At 57.0% G+C, this 18432-nt stretch carries 17 protein-coding genes; 10 read left to right on the forward strand and 7 right to left on the reverse strand.

Features of this window, described 5'->3' with window-relative positions:
• Positions 1-324: 324 nt before the first annotated feature.
• Positions 325-2559 (reverse strand): AAA family ATPase, encoded by a 2235-nt coding sequence (locus GC165_01450; GenBank protein MBI1331524.1) that lies wholly within the window; start codon positions 2557-2559, stop codon positions 325-327.
• A complete protein-coding gene (locus GC165_01455) occupies positions 2552-3598 on the reverse strand; it encodes a hypothetical protein (GenBank protein MBI1331525.1) in 1047 nt (348 codons plus the stop codon). The genes GC165_01450 and GC165_01455 overlap by 8 nt, the downstream gene beginning before the upstream one ends.
• A gap of 328 nt (positions 3599-3926) precedes the next feature.
• Here GC165_01455 and GC165_01460 point away from each other — a divergent pair, with 328 nt between their 5' ends.
• The 7 genes from GC165_01460 to GC165_01490 all read left to right on the forward strand — a co-directional run bounded on the left by GC165_01460 (position 3927) and on the right by GC165_01490 (position 10584).
• Entirely contained in the window at positions 3927-4715 is a 789-nt protein-coding gene (locus GC165_01460; protein MBI1331526.1) for a hypothetical protein, read from the forward strand.
• A 93-nt stretch (positions 4716-4808) separates the two neighbouring features.
• The gene (gene argG, locus GC165_01465; GenBank protein MBI1331527.1) at positions 4809-6134 is read left to right on the forward strand and encodes an argininosuccinate synthase; all 1326 of its coding nucleotides are present in this window, start codon (positions 4809-4811) and stop codon (positions 6132-6134) included.
• A complete protein-coding gene (locus GC165_01470) occupies positions 6134-7174 on the forward strand; it encodes an alpha-L-fucosidase (GenBank protein ID MBI1331528.1) in 1041 nt (346 codons plus the stop codon). The genes argG and GC165_01470 overlap by 1 nt, the downstream gene beginning before the upstream one ends.
• Before the next feature lie 95 nt (positions 7175-7269).
• Positions 7270-7836 (forward strand): elongation factor P, encoded by a 567-nt coding sequence (gene efp, locus GC165_01475; protein MBI1331529.1) that lies wholly within the window; start codon positions 7270-7272, stop codon positions 7834-7836.
• Positions 7837-7843: 7 nt separating this feature from the next.
• Positions 7844-8911 (forward strand): hypothetical protein, encoded by a 1068-nt coding sequence (locus tag GC165_01480; protein MBI1331530.1) that lies wholly within the window; start codon positions 7844-7846, stop codon positions 8909-8911.
• The gene (locus tag GC165_01485; protein MBI1331531.1) at positions 8911-9960 is read left to right on the forward strand and encodes a hypothetical protein; all 1050 of its coding nucleotides are present in this window, start codon (positions 8911-8913) and stop codon (positions 9958-9960) included. The genes GC165_01480 and GC165_01485 overlap by 1 nt, the downstream gene beginning before the upstream one ends.
• Positions 9961-10008: 48 nt before the next feature.
• Positions 10009-10584 (forward strand): hypothetical protein, encoded by a 576-nt coding sequence (locus tag GC165_01490; GenBank protein MBI1331532.1) that lies wholly within the window; start codon positions 10009-10011, stop codon positions 10582-10584.
• Here the strand turns inward: GC165_01490 and GC165_01495 are convergent.
• Genes GC165_01495 through GC165_01505 form a run of 3 tightly spaced genes read right to left on the reverse strand, consistent with a single transcriptional unit; the run spans position 10517 to position 12173 of the window.
• Positions 10517-11233, reverse strand: coding sequence for a 1-acyl-sn-glycerol-3-phosphate acyltransferase (locus GC165_01495; GenBank protein MBI1331533.1), 717 nt, complete (start codon positions 11231-11233; stop codon positions 10517-10519). The two genes, GC165_01490 and GC165_01495, sit on opposite strands and share 68 nt — an antisense overlap.
• Positions 11230-11817: a hypothetical protein gene (locus tag GC165_01500; protein ID MBI1331534.1), complete on the reverse strand. Its 588-nt coding sequence runs from the start codon at positions 11815-11817 to the stop codon at positions 11230-11232. The genes GC165_01495 and GC165_01500 overlap by 4 nt, the downstream gene beginning before the upstream one ends.
• A 14-nt stretch (positions 11818-11831) precedes the next feature.
• The gene (locus tag GC165_01505) at positions 11832-12173 is read right to left on the reverse strand and encodes a hypothetical protein (GenBank protein ID MBI1331535.1); all 342 of its coding nucleotides are present in this window, start codon (positions 12171-12173) and stop codon (positions 11832-11834) included.
• Between the two features lie 32 nt (positions 12174-12205).
• Between GC165_01505 and GC165_01510 the strand changes: the two genes are divergently transcribed.
• The 3 genes from GC165_01510 to GC165_01520 are packed head-to-tail and all read left to right on the forward strand — an operon-like array spanning position 12206 to position 15474.
• Entirely contained in the window at positions 12206-13111 is a 906-nt protein-coding gene (locus tag GC165_01510; GenBank protein MBI1331536.1) for a hypothetical protein, read from the forward strand.
• A gap of 16 nt (positions 13112-13127) precedes the next feature.
• Positions 13128-14990, forward strand: coding sequence for an excinuclease ABC subunit UvrC (gene uvrC / locus GC165_01515; GenBank protein ID MBI1331537.1), 1863 nt, complete (start codon positions 13128-13130; stop codon positions 14988-14990).
• A 49-nt stretch (positions 14991-15039) separates the two neighbouring features.
• Positions 15040-15474 (forward strand): hypothetical protein, encoded by a 435-nt coding sequence (locus tag GC165_01520; protein ID MBI1331538.1) that lies wholly within the window; start codon positions 15040-15042, stop codon positions 15472-15474.
• Here GC165_01520 and GC165_01525 read toward each other — a convergent pair.
• On the reverse strand, positions 15471-17072 hold the full coding sequence (locus tag GC165_01525) for an AAA family ATPase (protein MBI1331539.1): 1602 nt from the start codon (positions 17070-17072) through the stop codon (positions 15471-15473). The two genes, GC165_01520 and GC165_01525, sit on opposite strands and share 4 nt — an antisense overlap.
• A 96-nt stretch (positions 17073-17168) precedes the next feature.
• Positions 17169-18341 carry a trypsin-like serine protease gene (locus GC165_01530; GenBank protein ID MBI1331540.1) on the reverse strand — a complete coding sequence of 391 codons (1173 nt, stop codon included), beginning with the start codon at positions 18339-18341 and terminating at the stop codon, positions 17169-17171.
• Positions 18342-18432: the final 91 nt, after the last annotated feature.

Here is an 18432-nt window from a genome sequence, read left to right on the forward strand (position 1 = left end):
AAAAAAGATGACCAAAAAGTATAACTTTTTGGTCAAATTATTGACTTTAAGTCAATAAAAAAAGCTCCTCGATCAAATGTAGCCCGTCAAGGAAGCTTTTTTCCCCACATGCAATCCGAGAGCGAACGCGAAAACCCCATACGTTGCACGTTTCGACTTTCTCAAAGCTGGCTTTAAGCCGAGATCGGGCGAGCGAACCCGCCCGAATAATGGCGCGAAGAGCCCTCGGCAGCCGGGCGATGAGAACCCAGATCGCAATATCAAACGATTGATCGCATGCGAATCTATCACCCGGCATCAAATATTTCGAGAAATTTCTGAACCTTAACTGGAGAGCCGCTTCGCAAGCTGCATCCAGCCACCCGGCGTGGCCTGCAGCCGCGGATCGGTCTCAGCAATTTGGTTGGCCTCGCAGAGTTCGGCGAGTCGCGTTCGGCACCTGCCGAGGTCCCTGGTTTGGTACTCGTTGAGCGCGTCGATGGCGGAAACCAAGCACTCCAGAGCCAGCGAGACTTCGCCTTTGCGTTCATAAAGGCTTGCCAAGCTGGCGAGGGTTCGCGCAGAGTGGATGACCCGATGCCCTTCGGAGACCAATTTGAGCTGGGTTCGAAGCGTTGAGATTGCCAACTCGGTTTCGCCGAGCTTGTCGTAGCTTCGTGCCAAACCTTGGTATACGAAAGGCAGCATTTTGAGGTCTCGGCAGGACTCCAGACTAACATTGGTCTTGTCGATCCAGGCTCGAGCTTCCGCTTGGTCACCCGCTTCCAGGTGCATCTGCGCTCGGATGATCTGGGCGGTGGCTTCAAGCTCGATCAAGCCGTGCTCTCGGCACAACGCCTCGGACTGCTCCAGATAGTCGTACGCCTCTTCATGGTTGCCTTCCTCGAACGCTTGCCAAGCAAGGTCGGTCAGGGTGTCTGCGCCGGCTTCGAAGTCGCCGATCTTGTTGGCAATGGCGAGCCGTTGACCCCAAAGATCGCGGCAGGTCCGATTGTCTTGCTTGATCGAGGCGAGGGCGCCACGCAGGCCGAGCATTCGGATGGAAAGCTCTTCGCGGCGGAGCCCGATTGCCGCGTCGCACAGCGCCTCAAAGTCGGCCAAGCGACCCGATTCAAAGTAGGTGCGGCAGAGCCCATCGGCGAAGGTCTGAATTTCGTTTCCGTCGCCGGACTCGATGGCAAGGCGGCTGGCCTTGCGAAGCTGAGCCTGGTTGCTCAGCAATTCCGTCGTTCCCGCCACCCAGCGGTCTGCCGCCATCGCCTGTCCGATCGATGCCGCTCGGTGCGCAAAGAGAGAAACAAAGCGGTCGGTGGTAGGTTCGCCCAGCTTTGGTTCGCCCAAGTATTCGATGACTGAATCTGCGACTTGATACCCTTGGCGACCCTCATGCGAAACCGACGCGATGAGTGCGCATTGGTGAAGCCGAATGAGAGAGGACGAAAAGTCTTCGTCGTTGAGGTCGGAAACGATTCGACCGTCGTCGTAAAGGAATGGACCGGAGAAGTTCGAGAGCGCTCGAAGGGCTGATTGGTCCTGGTCCGCCAGCATGCGGAAGCAGCCATCGACCGACGAGTGGACAACGCCACCGGAGTACGCCTGTCGCGTCGTCGCTTCGGCGAGTTGGTGGGAAAGGTTGCCGATTTCCTGGGTCCGAAGGCACCCGGCCGAGATGGCGATGGCGAGGGGAACGCCCTGAGTCAGTCGGCACAACTGGATGATTGCGGCTCGATGGTCTTCGATCTTCTCTAACCACGGCTTGGCCAATCGCGTGAAGAGCGAAATGGCCGGCGAGTTAGGTGACTCATCGGACAGATCGAACGGCTTGAGCTCGAAGTTCTCAATGGCGCTGTTCTCCGAAAGGGCGCGACATGATGTAACGATCGAAAGATTTTCGCCGCTGGCAATCAGACTCTTGAGTTCTTGTTCGATAAAATCAAGGCCGTCGATCCGGTCGAGGATTAGAACAGTTGGAACTTCGTGCAGAGTACGTCGAACCGCGCTTTCGACATCGGAATCGGTCTCAATTTGGAGCGCATTCTTCAGTTTGTCGGTGAAGTCGGCCTTGCTGATGACGGTCGTGCAGGAGAGGTAGGCCACCCTTCGGTTACTTCTCAGCTTCTTGGCCAATGCACCGAGCAGAACCGTCTTCCCGATGCCGCCGATGCCGGTGATGGCGAGGAGGCGGCTTTCGCCATTCAAGACTTTGTTCTCGATCTCGCCGATTTCTCGATCCCGCCCGATTACGACGCAGTCAGGCTCCGATTCAACTACGGTCCCTTCGCCCAACGCCTCGGCCCAGAGCGTGTAGACGGCTTCCAGGAATGGGTTGGTAAAGGGTTGGGGCTGACTGCCCTTGCGAAGGGAGTCGATGGCCCGACCGGTTTTGACAAGCCGCGCACGAACCTCAGATCGCTCGATCGACTGGCGTTCGACGAAGTCGATCAAGGGGGCGTCGCCCTTGCCAGAAGCGTAAAGGACGAGGTCCCTCAACAGCACTGGCGGTACGGTAATGCGGTGCTCAGCGTCGAGCGCCGCCAAAAAGTAAATCAAATCATCCATCGTTTTTTGCCCTCCAAGACAAGATGTCGTCCAGCAGTCGGTTGGCTATCCAAGTGTTGATGTTGCGGATTCGATAGCCGGCCACGTCGGCGGCGGGCGAGATCCGCTCCAAAATGTCGTCCTGGGGTAGTTCGTGCAGGACGTAATACTGGAAAACGAGTCGTTTCCAGAGGGAGTTTGCCCCTAACGCCTGATCTCGAAACGGAATTCCTTCCGTCCGGCCCCAAAGGTTTATCATCTTTTTAACAAAGGGATATCGCGAACGACATCTATCATGAATTTCCAAGCCTCTTTCCCGGGATAGCGGTTTTGCAGTTTTTGCTAGTGCAAGCGAGAACGGAATTCCGGCTCGGTAACGCATCAAAATAAAATCGACTTCTATACATGTCCAGTCGCCGATGGCCACTAATTCGGGATCGTTGCGCTTGGCGTGAAGCCAGATTCGGTCGAACTCGTCGTTGCTCCAAGATTCCAGGCCAAGGATCTCTGCGCAAAGCCTATCGCTGGAAATATAGAGCTCGTTGAAAGCGACCTTTCTTAGTACCCAGGGCGAAGAAATCCATTCCAAAAAGTCATCTGGTTGGATGGGTGGTGGTTGTCCGGCCGCGACAACCTTGAGCGCTTCTTCCGGCGAAAGTCCGTCGATGAAATGGAGTTGGGCGGCCAGGCAACGCTTATGGCCGTCTTCGGGCTCGACTCCCAGCCAGACTTCGTCAGCGACACTGTAAAGCCTTTCTCGGTCCAAGACCTTCGCGATGATCCCATGAACATCGATTCGATGGTCTTCGGTTTCGCGCAGGGGGCTGCTCGGGTTAGGGTTCTTGGCTGCGTGGCGGATGCCGTTGCGACACGATTCGTATAGGTATCCGTACCAAGCGGAGGCGGAATTGAACTGGAGTCGGGACCAGTGGTTGAGGATTCCGACAAACAGATTTTGGACGATTTCATCGCTTTCGTCTTCGGAGACGCCGCGCGAAAGGAGAAACTTCTGAAGAACCCGGCGACCGTCATCATACAGGACGGAATAGGACTCCTGCATTTCTTCGCCGGTAGTACCGAATTTCGTCAGGGCTCGTTCGATCCGTCGTTTCGATTCCTTATGGTTCGGCCAAGAATTTTCTATTGGGCGATTATACAGTTTTATCCAGATTGACTCCTAGTGACTTCCGTACCGGGTTTTGACCTCAAGACCCCCGGCTAACCCCACCAGGTTGTTCGAGAACGAAACGGATGGGTCGGCGGACCTAGCCGCAAAGACGGAGCCGTGCGCGGCATATTAGAGACGATCTGACTAAGAAAGCAAGGATTGTGTTAGATCGATCTCGCGAATGGGGTTTGGTGGGGTAATCCTCATTTGGACTAATAGCATGGAAAACCCCCGATTCATTCCCCTTACTTCTGACGACACGCTGTGGGTCTACGACACGGATGACATTCAGCCGCTGATCAACGGAAACCTCGAGCAATGGTACGACGAGACAATCAATCCGCTATCGAACTGTCCTCGGCCCGACAGCGGTTTGATCCTGAAGTCGATGCCTCAAGGACCGACCGGCTACGCATACCAAGTGGTCGGTGTGTGCGGCACGCCCTTGGTGCTGGTGGCTGGCCTCGAACAAGCCACTTCGAAGCCGCAGGCAGGTGGCTTGGTCGAACTTGAGAAGCCGCAGGGATTTTGGGACTGGTTCGAGCAAGCGCTCTCGACCCAGCCGGGACAATATGGAGGAATTGAGTTCTTTTTCCTGACCAAGGAGATGCAGCTGTACGTTCATCTCCAACTGGGACGCGACCACAACTTTGCCCTTCAGTACCTCAACGGGGTTGTCTCGCAGCCGGGCTACGCTCAGTGGATGTTGTACGGTAGTTCAACGCAAGGGTGCCTTATCGACCGAACCTTCTGGACTGTTGATTCCAACGGAGACAAAACTCCGCTCGACGTGAGCAAAATCACGTTTGCCCTCGACGATGCCAACGTCCAAACAACCGAGGCGGGCACTCAGGATATGTGCCCGGCTGACTGCTGCTATCTGGCCTGCGGCGTGACCGCCTGCTGCCTCAGCAAGTTCGAACCGGACAGCGGAACCGTGATCGGAAGCGTGGACATGGCTCTGGTCAAGACGTACTGCGACGATTGTCACGGCGGGCCCTGCCTGTAAACCGGTGAGGCGGCCCCTCGTTCCGAGGGGCCGCCCGAGTACAATTCTAAGTGGCCCGACGTCAGGGGCGACTGCGGCCGCTCTTTTCCATCTATGTCACGAATTCTCTCGAACCTTCCCGTCGGCGAAAAAGTCGGCATCGCCTTCTCGGGCGGCCTGGATACCAGCGTCGCCGTCCACTGGATGCACACGAAGGGCGCCATTCCCTACTGCTATACCGGCGATCTCGGGCAGTACGATGAGCCCGACGTCACGGGCGTGCCCGACCGGGCGCTTCAGTACGGCGCAGAGAAAGCTCGGCTGGTGGATTGCGTCGAGGACATGGTCATCGAGGGTATCGTCGCCATCCAATGCGGAGCCTTCCACATCACCAGCGGTGGCAAAACCTACTTCAACACTACTCCGATCGGTCGGGCCGTGACCGGTACCAAACTGGTGCGGGCGATGGCCGAGGACGGCGTCTCGATCTGGGGCGACGGAAGCACCTATAAAGGCAACGACATCGAGCGCTTCTACCGCTACGGCTTGCTTGCCAATCCCGATCTACGCATCTACAAGCCGTGGTTGGATACCGCCTTCGTCAATGAACTAGGCGGTCGAAAGGAGATGTCGGAGTGGTTGGAGACCCATAAACTGCCGTACCGCGACAAAAAAGAGAAGGCATACTCTACCGACGCGAATATCCTCGGCGCGACCCACGAAGCCAAGGACCTCGAGTTTCTGAACAAGGGTCTGCGCATCGTAGAGCCGATCATGGCGGTTAAGCACTGGGATCCGTCGGTCGATATCGACACCGAAGAAGTCACCATCGAGTTTGAGAACGGATGGCCGGTGGCCATCAACGGCAAGCGGTTTGAGACCAAAACCGAACTGTTCCGGCTGGCGAATGACATCGGTGGGCGACACGGGCTCGGCTTCAGCGACCAGATCGAAAACCGGATCATCGAGGCGAAGAGCCGCGGCATCTACGAAGCGCCGGGCATGTGCCTCTTGCACATCGCCTACGAGCGGCTAGTCAACGCGATCCACAACGAAGGCACCATCGAAAACTACCGCATCAATGGTCGCCGCCTCGGTCGTCTGCTGTACGAAGGACGATGGTTCGATCCGCAGTCGCTGATGCTTCGCGACAGCACTCAGCGGTGGATCGCTAGCATGGTCAGCGGCTTGGTCGCGCTCGAACTTCGCCGAGGCGATGACTACACGATTCTCGATACCCAGGGCGAAAACCTCGCTTACCACCCTGAACGCCTCAGCATGGAAAGCGGCGAATCCGAGTTCTCACCCGAGGACCGAATCGGCCAGCTCTCGATGCGAAATCTCGATATTCAGGACACTCGCGAAAAGCTCATCGGCTACCAGCACCAGGCAGCCCTCAGCACAAGCGAGATCTTCGGCCTCGAAGCCAAAAACGACTGATGCGGGAAGACGTTTTCGCCCACTCGACCGGCACCGGCGACAAGCCAGAATGGCTTCGTGAGCGGCTGAAATGGTTCCAAAGCCTGAAGTTTGGAATCATCCTGCATTGGGGCGTCTATTCGTTTTGGGACTGCTGCGAAAGCTGGCCGTTGGTGCCAGATTGCGACTGGTCGCGGCGCGACGAGATTCGGTGTTGGACCGAGCGAAATAAAGACATCGATTGGTTTCAGCGGGACTACCGAAACCTGCATAAGCAGTTCAACCCCACCGGCTTCGATCCCGACCAATGGGCGAATCTGTTTGTTGAGGCGGGAGCCAAGTACGTGTGCTTCACCACTAAGCATCACGACGGCTTTTGCATGTGGGACACCGAGACCACCGACTACAAAATCACCGGCGAGGAGTGCCCGTTTCACACGAACTCCAATGCCGACGTAACAAAAGCGCTGTTCGAAAGCTGTCGTCGGGCGGGGTTGGCCGTTTCCGTCTACTTCAGCAAAGCGGATTGGCATTGCCCTTATTACTGGTCGCCAGAACCTCGTCCGATGTCGCAGACCGCCAACACGGTCGACGATCCAGAAACGTGGGAGAAGTTTGTCCAGTACACCCATCGGCAAATTCGCGAGTTGATGACCAACTACGGCAAGGTCGATATTCTCTGGCTCGACGCCGGATGGGTTCGGGGCAAAGAGGACATCCGAATGGCGGAAATGGTCGCGATGGCCCGCGAGCTTCAGCCTGGGCTGATCGTCGCCAATCGAGCCGTCGGGGACGAATTCGAAGACTTTGTCACTCCCGAACGGGAAATCCCCGACGACCAACTGCCGGATGTGTGGGAAGCGTGTCTGCCTCTCGGCCCGGATTGGAAGTACGTCGAAAACCAGCCACTCAAATCGGCGGCTCAGGTGGTCGAGGAGATCGAAACGGCCAATCGTCGGGGCGGAAACTTTCTGTTGGGAATCGGACCGAAGTACGACGGAACTATCCCCGATAGGGATACGGAAATCCTGCTTGAGATCGGTCGTCTACGGCGTAATTAGCAGATTCACGCCGACTTCATACACGCAATACGCCTTTTCTGCCAAAATTGATTGAACCCTTTTCGTGTAAAAGGTGTACCTATTGGAGAAAGAGATTGGCAGATACGAGCGATTTTAAGACTGGAATGGCGTTTCAAATGGACGGCGATATTTGGACGCTCCTGGAATTCCAGCACGTAAAACCCGGCAAGGGTGGCGCATTCGTAAGAACGAGGCTCCGAAAAGTAAAATCCGGGCAAGTTTTGGAAAAAACCTTCCGATCGGGCGAAAAAATAGACCCAGTATTTCTTGAGAAGGTTAAAATGCAATTCTTATACAAACAAGGATCAGAAGCGATTTTGATGGATTTGGACTCATACGAGCAGATTCCCGTCGAAATGGCGACCCTTGGCGACCAGGCTGAATACCTGAAGGAAGACATGGAAATCATCTCTCTCCAGGTGCGGGAAGAAGTTTTGGGCTATGAATTGCCGAACTTTGTCGAGCTTGAAGTCGTTGAAACTGATCCAGGGGAACGGGGTAATACGGTGAGTGGTGGCGCAACAAAGCCCGCTAAACTCGAATCGGGTGCCACTGTACAAGTACCGTTCCATATCAACATCGGAGACGTCTTAAAGATTGACACTCGCGAAGGCAAGTATCTTGAGCGCGTAAAGAAGTAGAAACACCATGAAGCCAGGACCCAAAAAGGACCCGACCGAGTTTCAACCGGATTTCCTCGGTGAAATCCCGTATGCAATCGCTCGGTACTCTTTTTGGGGCGGCGTCATCGCTCTGGTTTTGGGCATCGCGGCTGCGGTGTACCTAATGACGGCTGCCGCCGAGCCTGCTCGGGTCAAGGCGATCACTGGCACCATGGACTTCCTGCAGAAGGAGATGCTGGTCGCCGTGATTTGCACGGTGGCGGGATCGGCATGGCTCTTCTGGGAGGAAGAGATCATGGTCGCCCTCAATCTGATGGGGGCAGCGCTGCTGTTCGCATCTGGCTGGCTGTTGCCAAACGTCATTTCGACGAGTCCCGATTCCAATACTGCCGTCAAGGCGGGTTACGACGCACTGGGGGTAGCCGGGCAGCTCTATCTTGCTCTTGCAGTCTTGGTCCTTATCATCGACCTTAGCCTGCGAATCCGTCAGAGGGCGATTCAGGGCGCGAAAAAGGACAGCTTGCGCTACGGCAAAGGCGTCACTGAGGAAAGCGACCGTAAAAACGTCTTCATGGGCAAGTGCTGGCAACTGCCCTATTGCCGAAAGTTCGTTCGCGAAAAGTGCCCGATTTACCACGCTCAGCGAACCTGCTGGCGGGAGCTTGTGGGCTGTATGTGCGAAGAAGCCGTCATCCGCGTCGCGATGGAAGGCAAGCCGATTTCCAAGGAAGCCCTGCTGTCTGGTGCGGCGATTCCCCGTAACAGCAAGCTTCCCGATAGCGCTAAGCGCGAGCGGTGCCGCAACTGCGTCATCTACAACGAACACCAAAAGCACAAATACCGCTTGGCGATGCCGGCGGCGTTGATCTTTTACGTCCTGGTGTACGTTTTGTTTAAGGGCCCGCTGGCGGACATGATCAATACCTTCTTGTCCCGTGGCAGTAAGATGGTGACCGACAGCACAGGTGGCGCGGTAAAGAACGTCCACACCGGCGACTTCTTCACGCAGTTCCTCGTTCTCGCCGTCGTGGTGGTCCTGTGGGCGTACACGATCAAGATGATCGAGTACGCGCTGTTCAAACTCAAGATCTAATGTCGGGCCTTATTCGACTGGATGGCTCCCATGGCGAAGGCGGCGGGGCGTTGCTGCGGTCGGCCCTGTCGATGTCCGTTCTCACCCAACAAGGATTCCAGATCGAGCACATCCGGACCGGAACCAAATATCCAGGTCTGGATGTCGAAGACATCACGCTCCTGAAGGCGCTGGCCCATGCGTGCGATGCCGACACGTCCGACCTTGCGCCGGGCGCGCTTTCGCTTCTATTCGTGCCCAAGAAGGCGGTCAAACCGATCAAGGGGCGCATTAAGACGGAGCGTAACATGGCTGGTCGCGGTTCAAATGCGCTGGTGTTATCGGCCGCCCTTGCGCCGATCCTTTCTCGGAGCGGCGGGTATTCGGACTTCGAAATCGAGGGCGAGACGTTCTCGAATAACTCGATGACCTTCGACTATTTCAATCAGGTGCTTGGGTCATTTTGGCGGAAGCAGAACCTGCACATTCAGGCCGAAATTCTGAAGGCGGCCTACTCCCGCGATGGCGAGGGCCTCTGTCGGATCGAGGTGGAACCGTCGCCCTTTGCGGGCATAAAGTACGTGGAGCGGGGGCGGGCCAAGCTCCTGCAGGCATCGGTGAGTTTCTCCAAGCTCAGCTTTGCCGTCGCCGACCGAGCGGTTTCCCACCTGCAAAAGCTGGCCCACTCGGTGCGGGCCAACTTCGACTGCGACGTGCACGAGGTTCCAAGCGATGGACCGGGCATGCAGATCACGGTTTGGATGCAGTACGAACACGGAATCGGCGGTGGGAGCGCGATGGGCGCTAAGAAGATTCCCGCGGAGCAAGTTGCCCAAGAAGCATTCGAAAAGTGCTTCGACTGGATCGCCGACGAAGCTCCGCTCGATGCGATTTTGGCGGAACATGCGCTATTGCCAGCCTGCTTTGCCGACGATGAGACCGAATTCCGCGTATCAGAATTGACGTCTCGCTTCACGACCATTTCCTGGGTGATCAAGCAGTTTTCGCCAGTCCGAATCATGATCAAGGGCAAACAGGGGGAGTCTGGCGTGGTGAAGGTCAGTCGTTAGAGGTATTGTCTACACATGCGGGGATGGGCTTGTTTACTGGTTGTTACGATGGTTGCTTCGGCGTTTGCCGACCGAGTGATTGACGTTCCAACCGGCCACACACTACCCCAATACACCTTCGAATACTCCTTCCTGGAATCGACCAACGAGAAGGGCAGCCGCGACCGCTACATGGTCTACTCGCCGCTCAAGGGCGTCGAAGTCGGCTTGCGACAGCGGTTCCGGCCGAACGAGAACGGCCACACCACCGCTGATTTCTCTTACAACGTCGTTAATCCGATTTCTTCCGTCTCGCCCGGTATTTCGGTTGGGATGCTCGATGCCATGGATCAGACGGTCGACGGTCGCCGAACGTACATCGCCTTCACATTCCGTGAACTCCTGCAGGTCGGAGAACGAGGCGAGCACGGCGAGGCAACCCTTGGCGTGCAGTTTGGCCACCTCAATTCCGGCTTTGTCGGAGTGACGTTGCCGCTTGGCGAACGATTTCAACTGCTGACCGAGCACAACGGCAACCGAATTTCGGCTGGGTTCGAGATCGAGCCTTCGGCCGACATCAAGGCGCGGGTTGTGACTCAGGATGGGACGCTTCTGTTTGGTCTGAACTTGTCTCGCCGCTTTTGATCATAAATCCGTGCTCGTTGCACAGACTCGCAATCCGGTCGGCTAATACTCGGGCAAACGTCTCGCGGTTCTTCTTCTCGTTCGAATCCTGGCAGACTTCGGCATAGGTGAACGGCTTTCCGTAAACAACCAAGACCTTGCTTCGCTTCGGCTTCGATGCGCCCTTTGGCCACCGTTTCACGGTGCCGATAAGGGCGACGGGCACCACTTGGGCATTAGTCTTCTTGGCCAACATGCTGACGCCGCGCTGAACAGGCAACATGGTCTTACCATCGCCCCGAGTGCCTTCGGGAAAGACCAATACCGCTTCGCCGCTGTTTAGGAGGGCGATCGTGACCTTGACCGATTCCGTGTCGCCTTCCCCGCGGTTGACGGGAAACGCGCCAAGCGACCGGATCAGGCCGCCGAAGAACTTGTGGTCGAAGAGGTCGGCTTTGGCCATGAATCGAAGCCGACGCTTACAACCACATGCCACGGCTGGAGGATCAACGTGGCTGACGTGGATGGGCGCAAAGATGACTGGTCCCGTCATCGGGATGTTCTCAGTTCCGGTCGAGTCGAATCCACCGCCCAGCCGGAAAAAGAAGACGCGGGTGAACCAACGACAGAATGCGAACCAGGTTGGATGAGCCTTGGGGACGACGCTCATTCGGCGTGCTTCGCCATCTCTCGCATCAGATCGTAAGCCATGTGGTCGAGGAAGATCTGCTGGATAAAGAGGCGAATCTTCTGCTCGTCTGTCATCTTGTCCGTCTTTCCGCCTACGAACGACGGGTCGATCAGGTTCTTGATGACGTTCATCTGACCTTCGTTCAGAGTCTTTTTGCAGACTTCGTAGATCATGTCCACCATCTCGTTGGTGGCGATGCGGCGGCGCGTAACCAGGGCGTCTTGAACCTTGATCAGTTTCTCTTGAAGCTCTCGACTGGGGTACTTGCCATCATTGGTGGCCCCGCTGAGCGCGGTGTCGATATCGCCCTCGACCTTTTTCAATTCTTTGGCATCGAGGTCTTTAATATCGTTTTCTTTAGCCCGACATCGCTCGATCACCGTGAGGAGGTCGTTGTACTGCGACTTCTTGAGGAGAATCGGCTGAATGAACTTAATAAGATTGAGCTGCTGGATTTTATACAGAATCTTATCGACGTCGGCTGATCCCTGCGTCGGTGCAGAAGCAAAAGCGGCGAATGGCGCGGCCATCGCAATCATGGCAACGAGAACTTTGATTTTCATGGCAATCCCTATGATTATGAACGTTTCGTATTTTCGTCCGTTTCTGACGTTGTGGCAAGGCTTACGAAAGAAAGCATCGCCAGGACTTGCAGCCCAACAAAGATCATCATAAACAGCAGAATTCCGACGAGATGGAGGACATCGGGAGCCTGCCAGTTGCGAACACCATCGGCAACTCGTAGCGCGCAAAGGGCAGAACCAAAGGAGGTTAGGCTCGCCAGCAAACCCATCACTATCCGCTTCCGTCGATCGATCTGGGTGAAAAAGTCTCGATTTCTTGCGGAATTCCTATACAGCCAGAAAGAGAAAAAAGCAACAAATACCAGAAAAACGATTCCAAAGTCCCAGAGCATCAACGCAATTCCTTTCTAGACGGTAAATTAGCTCGGTGGTTCTGGTCTTCGGCACAATTTGTGTCGACCGCATACGGCGTATCGACAGCCTGCCTAAGAAGGGGGGGTATAGTCCCGTCGAAGACCAAGTCGAGCTCCTCGGCGGCGAAGCCGCCAATACTGCTTGTTATCTTGTCATGTGGAGACAAGAAGTTGCACTAGCGGGCAACGCCTTAGGGACGGGATTCGAGGGCGAGAACCTACGCATGAAGGTGTTAGAAAAAGGTCTCGACGCCTACCTTCTTCAGAAAGCGGGAGCCACGCCGGTCTGCGATGTTTACGTAACGCCCGACGGCGACCGAACGATGTTCGGATACGGGTTTCACCAAGAGGGCAACCACACGCCGTTCGACATGCTCCCTTTTACGCGAAACTCTTGGTTCACGGCCGATCCCAACATGCCCATCGCCAGCCGTTTGGCGGCGAAATTGGCGCACGGTCACGGAATGCACCTGTACCTCATGGACTTTTCGCGCGATGACGAAATTGTTCCGCCGGACGCCGTTTGCCAGTTCGGGACGGATACGATCGGCGAGCGGGGCAATCCAGATATCAATTTGGCTTGGGTTGAGGCCTGGACGAAGAAGCATCGGTGCCGCACGATCCTGACGGACGGCGCGTATGGCCTTTACTGTGGGTGTCCCGGGGAAAAGGCTAAGCACCTTCCTTCCTTTCCGGCCGAGGTTGTCATCGACTCGACTGGTGCGGGCGATGCCTTCCGCGCTGGGGTGCTCTACGGGCTCATCAACGACCTTCCTTTTGGCCAGTGCCTGCGACTGGGAGCCTCTTCGGCTTCGCTCAAGGTCGCCAGCCTGGGAGCCACTGAAAGCGTGCCGACGATTCAGGAAGTTCGGGCCCACATCAAAGCCCACCCGGATATCGCGCAAGCGTATGAGTTTTGATCGTATAACTAAGTGAATGCCCATTCGCGCCGTGACGGATAACGTCGCAGAGAAGCTCAAGAAGCTCCCCAAATCGCCAGGATGCTATATCTATAAGGACGATAAGGGCGAGGTGCTGTACGTGGGCAAGGCGGTCGTCCTCCGCAATCGAGTTCGAAGCTACTTCCAGACCTCGACTCGGCACAGCATCCGTATCGAGCGGCTGGTCTCCAAGATTCGCGACATCGAATGGATCGTCGTGGACTCCGAACTGGAGGCGCTGGTGCTGGAATGCAACCTCATCAAACAGCACCGCCCGCCGTACAACGTGCGCCTGCGGGACGACAAAAGCTATCCGTACATCGTGATCACCAAAGAGGCCTTTCCCAGAGTGATGTTCACGCGAAAGGTGCGGAAAGACGGGGGGCAGTATTTCGGGCCGTACACGAGCTCGTACAACGTACGCGACACGCTTCAGCTTTTGCACAAGGTGTTTCCGTTGATCCCGTGCGGAAAGAGTTGGACCGGTGAGGAAGAACAGCGTCCCTGCCTGTACTACCATCTCAAGCGGTGCCTTGCGCCGTGCGCGGGAATGGCGGACAAGAAGGAGTACGCCGAGGTCATCGGCCAGGTGAGCCAGGTTCTGCGGGGTAAGGAAGACTCGCTCATCGAGGACCTGAAGACCAAGATGGAGAAGGCAGCCGAGGATCTTGATTTCGAGAAAGCGGCCCAGTTCCGCGACCAGGTTTATGCCATCGAGCACACGCTTCAGCGCCAAAAGGTGGTGAACGCAGACGGCACCGACCAGGACGTCATCGCGGTGGTGAAGGACGAGCGCGGTGCCGCGATCCAGATGCTGTACATTCGCAACGGCAAACTGATCGGCCAGAACCAGTACATGCTGGACGGAGCGGCCGACGCGCCCCCAGGTGAGGCCGTGCAGGAGTTCGTCAAGCAGTACTACTCGAATTCGCCCGAAGTGCCGAAGGAGATTCTGTTGCCGGTCGAAATTGACGAGATCAACATCGTTCAGTCGTGGCTGAGGCAGAAGCGCGGCTCGGCTGTCACCCTCGAAGTTCCGCGTGGCGGAGAGAAGCTGAGGATGCTGGAGATGGCGGCCAACAACGCCGAACTCGCGCTCAATGCGATGAGCCAAGAACTGGCGGCGAAGGAAAGCTGGGCCGAAGAAGCGCTGGCACAGCTTCAGGAGGAGTTGGAGCTTCCATCCCTGCCGTACCGGATCGAAGGCTACGACATCTCAAACATCCAGGGAACCGCGCCGGTGGGCTCGATGGTGGTGACCGAGAACGGCGAAGCGGCCAAGGCCGAGTACCGGCGGTTCAAGATCAAATTCCTGCAGGAGACGCCCAACGACTTTGCAATGATGAACGAGGTCATTATGCGTCGCCTGCGCAACTATCTGGACGGGAATGAGAAGTTCACGACCCTGCCCGACTTGTTCATGATCGACGGGGGCAAGGGCCAGCTTGGCGCCGCCCTGAAGGCGCGCGACGATCTCGGGCTCTCGGTACCGATGGTCGGGTTGGCCAAGAAGCAAGAGATCGTGTTCGTGCCGACCCACAAGAACCTCGACGGCTCTTACAGCTTCCGTGAAGTCGTTCTGCCGCTGACCGCGCCGGGGCTGATGCTCCTGCGCAAGCTCCGCGACGAAGCCCACCGATTCGCACTGACCTTCCACCGCAAGATTCGCGACAAGCGCATGAACGGCTCGATCCTCGACGAAGTGCCCGGCATCGGTCCCCGCCGCCGCCGTCTGCTGCTACGAACCTTCGGGTCGGTCGAGGGCATTCGGCGAGCCAGCGTGGAGGAAATCGCGTCAGTACCGACGCTGACTCGGGCGGTGGCCGAGAAGATTAAGGAATATTTGGTCGAGACGTAACCGGGACCTTTTGCAATACGGGGCGCGCTCTGACTCGTATGATATGAATATGAGAGTTTCTCGTACGGCAAAAGTCGTTGCTCCCCTCGTCGTCACCGCCCTCCTCGCTCCCTTCGCGGTGGCTCAGATCGGGCAACTGGTCAAGCTCGTGGGTATTTGGGAGGTCACCAAGCGCTACGGAAACGACATCAACAAGGCTTTCAACAAGCTGGTGAAGCGCGACGAAGCGTCGGCCAGGCTGACCAAAGTCGTGCCGATCATTTCTGGTGGCGTCGGAAGCCGAAAGGCGGTCGGAATGGTGCAGGTCTCTGGGCCCAAGCGGTACCTCGACACAGTTAAGTCCGTCGCCCAGTTGGACCAAGACTTGTTCGGTAAGGAAGTGAAGATTCGGGCGATGGTGCCGATCGATCAGGATACGATCGGCAAGACCATCACGCCGGTTCCAGAAGTCGGAATCACCGGCATCGTCGACTTTAAGCTTTAAGTCGGCATACGCGTCGGGAGGATTCGAATTCGACGATTCGGGTCCTCTCCGATGGCTTCACTGGCCAGTCGGCGCGCCTCGATCATCTGAAATTGAACCTTCCGCACCGGGGCTGGTTGCGGACTCAACTCGAACGGCTTCCCGCTCTGCAGGACCGTTTCAATCCCCGCCTGAACTTCGGTCAGCGCCTTATCGTCGAGCTTCGAAGCCCCGCCTGGGTTCTCGGGAGGATCCTTGATAATGTCCTCCAGGGCCGAGGCGATGTTGGCAAAGGTGTTCGACCGCACCACCACCGTTTTGACGTTGCGACCGGCGAGGTCGCGAATCTTTCGCGGTTTGTTCTGATATGTCGAGCGGATCGCCATGACGGCGTCGGCGCTCTCGATATCGCCGGTGACCACGGCGTTGACCTTCTTCTCGCGGATGGCCCGCTCTAGCCGAGTTCGGGCGATGCCGTACGGGTAGATGCGCACGAGGCTGGACGGTTGGGCGGGAACCCGCGGTTCGCGCGGCTCCTTGGGCTCTTTTACATCCTTGCTGCTGTTGCGAGCGAGGGCCGGGAACTTCTGGTTGAACGACGGATCGGGCAGTTCGGCGGTCTGCTCTTCCTGCACGACCTCGACCTTGCCGACGTCGGTGCGGACGCGGATTTCCGGTCGCGGCGGGACGCCGCGCAGGATCATGTCCACCGTCTTTTGGACGTTGTGGTGGACGGCCAACCGGTCGTAGTCGAGTAGTTCGATGACGACGTCGAAGGTCGGAGGCGCTTTGCGCTCCAGAACCGTCTTTTGGGTGCCCCGGCGCTGGGCCTCGGCGTCGGAGAGGGTGACCGCCTGAATGCCGCCGATCAGGTCCGCGAGCGACGGGTTGAGCATCAGGTTCTCCAACGTCTGACCGTGGGCGGTGCCGATGAGCTGAACGCCGCGCTCCGCGATGGTGCGGGCGGCGAGGGCTTCCGCCTCGTTTCCGATTTCGTCGATGATGATAACTTCGGGCATGTGGTTCTCCACTGCCTCGATCATCACGTTATGCTGTTCCGCCGCGATGCGAACCTGCATGCGTCGGGCAAAGCCGATGCCAGGGTGGGGCACGTCGCCGTCGCCAGCGATTTCGTTTGAGGTGTCGACGATCACCACGCGCTTGAGCACCTCGTCCGCCAAAACGCGGGCCACTTCGCGAAGCTTGGTGGTCTTACCCACGCCGGGTTTACCCAGGATGAGGATCGACTGACCCGAGCGAACGATGTCGTCGATGATGTCGATGGTGCCTTCGAGCGCGCGTCCGACACGGCAGGTTAGGCCGACGATTTTGCCATGCCGATTGCGGATCGCCGAGATACGATGAAGTGTGCGCTCGATTCCAGCGCGATTATCGGTGCCAAATTCACCGAGCGACTTCCCCACGAAGTCAATATCAAGATCGGAGACGACAACGTCATGAAAACGTTCGACCCGATCGGTAAAACGAGCTTCCGCAGGACGGCCGTAGTCAAGGACTACTTCTACAAGACCGGACGTGCCGAGATCTTCGAGCCGCTGGCGGACGATACCGGGAAGGACATTGAGGAATTCGTTGATTCCGTCCGAATAACGAGCCATATTCTTGTTTAAGAGAAAAGGCTCCTCAATCGTTGGTCGGTGAGGAGCCTTTCCTTTATTGTATGACGCTTCTATTGGCGTCAAAGTTGGTTAATTTTAGATGTTTGTCGGCATTTCTTCCAAGGTCACCGAAGTTTGCTTGGTTTGACCGTCGTGCCAGTACTTTACGCTGACCTTATCGCCAACCTTCTTAGGCAGAAGAACCTTGTTCAGATCGAACGAAGAGTCGATCTTTTGGCCGTCGACTTCGAGAAGAATGTCGTTGGCGGCGATGCCGGAGTTCTGGGCCGGGCCGCTGACCGATCGGACGAGCAAACCGTAGTTCGGGTAGTCGTCTCGCTTCAGCACTTCTCGGCTCAGGTAGTCACGAGCGTAAGGGTTGTCCATCTGGCCAACCAACTGCGGGTCGTACGAGATACCAAGCATCGGGTACTTGGCGTGGCCGAACTTGACGATATCGTTGACAATCTTCTTGGCGCGGTCGATCGGGATCGCGAAGCCGATACCTACCGATTCGCCGGTGCCCGACGCGATGGCCGAGTTGATGCCGACCAACTGACCTTGCGCGTTGCAGAGTGCGCCACCCGAGTTACCCGGGTTGATGGCCGCGTCGGTTTGGATGCCTTCGACCAGTCCTTGGTCGCCGACCGGCAAGTTGCGCTTGGTCGAACTGACGACGCCGACGCTGACGGTGTTGTCGAAGCCGAGCGGGTTACCGACGGCCATGACCCATTCACCGACTTCGAGGTTGCTGCTGGAGCCAAGCTCGATTGGGTGGAGGTCTTTTGCTTCGATCTTCAGGACCGCGATGTCGGATCGCTCGTCGGTGCCGAGGACCTTCGCCGCGACCGATCGACCGTCGTAAAGTCGAACCTGGACGCGAGGGTAGACGATGTCGCCGCCGCGCGTTTGGGTGCCTTTGACAACGTGGTTGTTGGTGACGACGATGCCGTCACTGCTCACAATAACGCCAGAACCGGTGCCGGTTTCGCGTTCGGTCGCCTGCGAATCGAAGAATCCGCGGGTTTTGTCGTACCGATCGACGGAGACGACGCTCGGCATGGCGCGTTTGGCGGCTTCACGGAAGTCGAACGCGGGGGTTGGGAGCGTCTCGCCCGTCGTTTGGGTGATCTTAGCGTAGCTGGGCTTCGATTCCAGGAAGATGTCATCCGGCTTGTTATGTGCGGAAATCCACTTGTCGGCCTGGAGGGCGCCGAAGACGCCAACAAAGCATGCAGCGAAAGTAAGGATGAAACCTGTCTTTTTCATAGCTTGTTTTTTCCGATTTGAACTAAAAGTAATAACGTCACCTTCGGCCAGAAGTTCCTGGACCTGGGACTAGTCTTGGGATTTTGAGTCT

The organism is Armatimonadota bacterium, assembly GCA_016125185.1.
Classification (GTDB): Bacteria; Armatimonadota; Fimbriimonadia; order Fimbriimonadales; family Fimbriimonadaceae; genus Fimbriimonas.